Source organism: Halorubrum sp. SD612 (genome assembly GCF_002135005.1).
In genome coordinates, this window is sequence record NZ_NEWI01000275.1 from 1 (window position 1) to 2,150 (window position 2,150).

Here is a 2,150-nt window from a genome sequence, read left to right on the forward strand (position 1 = left end):
GCCTGACCGTCCTCGGGGAGCACGGACCGCTCCGGGAGGCGCTCGCCGGGCTCCCGGAGCGGATCGACAGCGAGGTCCTCCGCGTCGGGGGGTACGACTGGCGACAGCACCTCTTCGACCCGGGACTGACGGACCGGCAGTTCGACGCGCTCGCGGCCGCCGTCGACTGCGGGTACTACGAGTCCCCGCGGACCGCGTCCGTCGAGGAGGTCGCGGAGCGGATCGACGCCGCGCCGAGTACCGCGTCCGAACACCTCCGGAAGGCCGAATCGGCGATGATGACCGCGTTCATGGAGCTTCGCGACGTGGCCTGACCGGGCGTGTGACGACACGCGCGACCGTCGACGCGCGACCGTCGACTCGCTCTAGTGAACCGTCCGGTCGTCGCTCGTGTCGATCTCCTCGATCGGGTCGGCGTTGCCGAACTCGGGCGTCGGCCCGTCGCCCGGCTCCGCCCAGTCGACCGCGTTCCGGAGGACCTGCCGGACGTCCTCGTCGTGGTAGATCGGGTACGTCTCGTGACCCGGGCGGAAGTAGAACACCTTCCCGCTCCCGCGGCGGTAACAGCAGCCGGATCGGAACGTCTCGCCGCCCTCGAACCAGGAGGTGAAGACGAGCGTGTCCGGCGCCGGAACGTCGAACCGCTCGCCGTACATCTCCGTCTCGTCCAGCTCGATCCGCTCGCCGATCCCGTCGGCGATCGGGTGGCTCGGCTCGATCGTCCACAGCCGCTCGCGCTCGGCGGCCTCGCGCCACTTCAGCGAGCAGCTGGTCCCCATCAGCCGTTTGAATATCTTCGAGTAGTGCGCGGAGTGGAGGACGATCAGGCCAGTTCCGTCGAGGACGCGCTCGTGGACGCGGTCGACGACCGCGTCGCGGACCTCGTCGTGGGCGGCGTGGCCCCACCAGACGAGCACGTCGGTGTCGTCGAGGACCGCCTCCGTGAGCCCGTGGTCCGGCCCCTCGTCGAGGGTCGCGGTGCGGACCTCGTGGCCGCCCTCGCGGAGCGCGTCCGCGACGACCGCGTGGATCCCGTCGGGGTACACCTTGGCGACGACGTCGCTCTCGCGCTCGTGTCGATGCTCGTTCCAGACCGTGACGCGTGCCATGCTCGGAGTCAACGCCCGACCGACTTGAGAGGTCGCCCTCGGCGCGCGGACTCGGCGATAAGCGCGGACCCGAAGGCACTTGACTCCGGAGACGACACGACGGCCCATGACGGGTCCTCGGGAGCTGTACCGCCGGCTCGACGACTGGGCGCGCGGCCTCTCACGGCTCCGCTACGCCCTCCTTACCGGCGTGGTCGTGGCGACGACGCTCCTCTCGGTCGGTGTCCTCCTCGACATCACCACGACGGTTCAGGCGGTCACGATGGGCGTCACCATGGCCGTGCTCTACTACGCGTTCGACATGAACGCGGACGAGGCGTGAGCGCTTACGCCGACTCGGGCGTCGCTTCGACGTCCGCGAGCCGCTCCGCGAGGTACTCCGCGATCGAGACGGGCTCCTCCTCGACGAACCGCGCGAGCTCCTCGCCGTCCGCGCTCTCGACGACGACCGTCGGGATCAGCTCGATCCCGTACTCGTCGACCAGTTCGCCCTCCTTGCCGTTCGGTCCCTTCGTCACCGGGAACGCCTCGATGCGGTCGTCGGGGACGCCGGCGGCCGCGAGCGCGGCGCCGAACTCGGGGAGCTGTCGCCGGCAGTCGCCGCACCAGTCGCCGCCCCACACGTTAAATACGAAGTCGTCGGCTCCGAGCGCCGCGAGGACCGAATCGTCGAACGCCTCCGCGTCGAGGTCGTCGGCGGGCGCGAGCGTTTCGAGCGTCATGGCGCCCGGTAGGTCGTCGGGACACGTAAACCGCGCGTCGGTGGCAAACGCGGGGACGAACTGCGGTCGCGAGCGGTCAGTGACGCCGCCGGCGAGCCCGGCCGTGCGCATTCGCGACCCGCTTGCGAACGGCGGACGCCTCCCGCGGCCGACGCGGTCGGTCCCCCTGCGGCGGACGGCGAGGCTATCGGGCGGTGACTCTCGACGCGTGTCACCACGTGCCGGGGAACTCTCGACTCCGTATTCCGTCGGGGACCGGTGACGCCGGATACGGGTGGCGGCTCCGCCCCCGAAAGACGGAGGGCGGAAGGCGCGCCGG

General features: G+C 70.9%; 4 protein-coding genes. 2 read left to right on the forward strand and 2 right to left on the reverse strand.

Features of this window, described 5'->3' with window-relative positions:
* Positions 1-314: helix-turn-helix domain-containing protein (locus B9G38_RS16330; RefSeq protein WP_198945727.1), on the forward strand; the 314-nt coding region annotated here is incomplete at its 5' end.
* 51 nt (positions 315-365) lie between these two features.
* Here B9G38_RS16330 and B9G38_RS16335 read toward each other — a convergent pair.
* The gene (locus B9G38_RS16335) at positions 366-1,109 is read right to left on the reverse strand and encodes a ThuA domain-containing protein (RefSeq protein WP_086221081.1); all 744 of its coding nucleotides are present in this window, start codon (positions 1,107-1,109) and stop codon (positions 366-368) included.
* 106 nt (positions 1,110-1,215) lie between these two features.
* Between B9G38_RS16335 and B9G38_RS16340 the strand changes: the two genes are divergently transcribed.
* Positions 1,216-1,431, forward strand: a complete 216-nt coding sequence (locus tag B9G38_RS16340) for a hypothetical protein (RefSeq protein ID WP_086221082.1) — start codon at positions 1,216-1,218, stop codon at positions 1,429-1,431.
* A gap of 4 nt (positions 1,432-1,435) precedes the next feature.
* Here B9G38_RS16340 and B9G38_RS16345 read toward each other — a convergent pair whose 3' ends face one another.
* Positions 1,436-1,831 (reverse strand): thioredoxin family protein, encoded by a 396-nt coding sequence (locus tag B9G38_RS16345; RefSeq protein ID WP_086221083.1) that lies wholly within the window; start codon positions 1,829-1,831, stop codon positions 1,436-1,438.
* Between the last annotated feature and the right edge of the window lie 319 nt (positions 1,832-2,150).

Bases quoted from the DNA above. Each gene is read 5' to 3' on its own strand.
- B9G38_RS16335 (WP_086221081.1), bottom strand. From the start codon at position 1,109: ATGGCACGCGTCACGGTCTGGAACGAGCATCGACACGAGCGCGAGAGC.
- B9G38_RS16345 (WP_086221083.1), bottom strand. From the start codon at position 1,831: ATGACGCTCGAAACGCTCGCGCCCGCCGACGACCTCGACGCGGAGGCG.
- B9G38_RS16340 (WP_086221082.1), top strand. From the start codon at position 1,216: ATGACGGGTCCTCGGGAGCTGTACCGCCGGCTCGACGACTGGGCGCGC.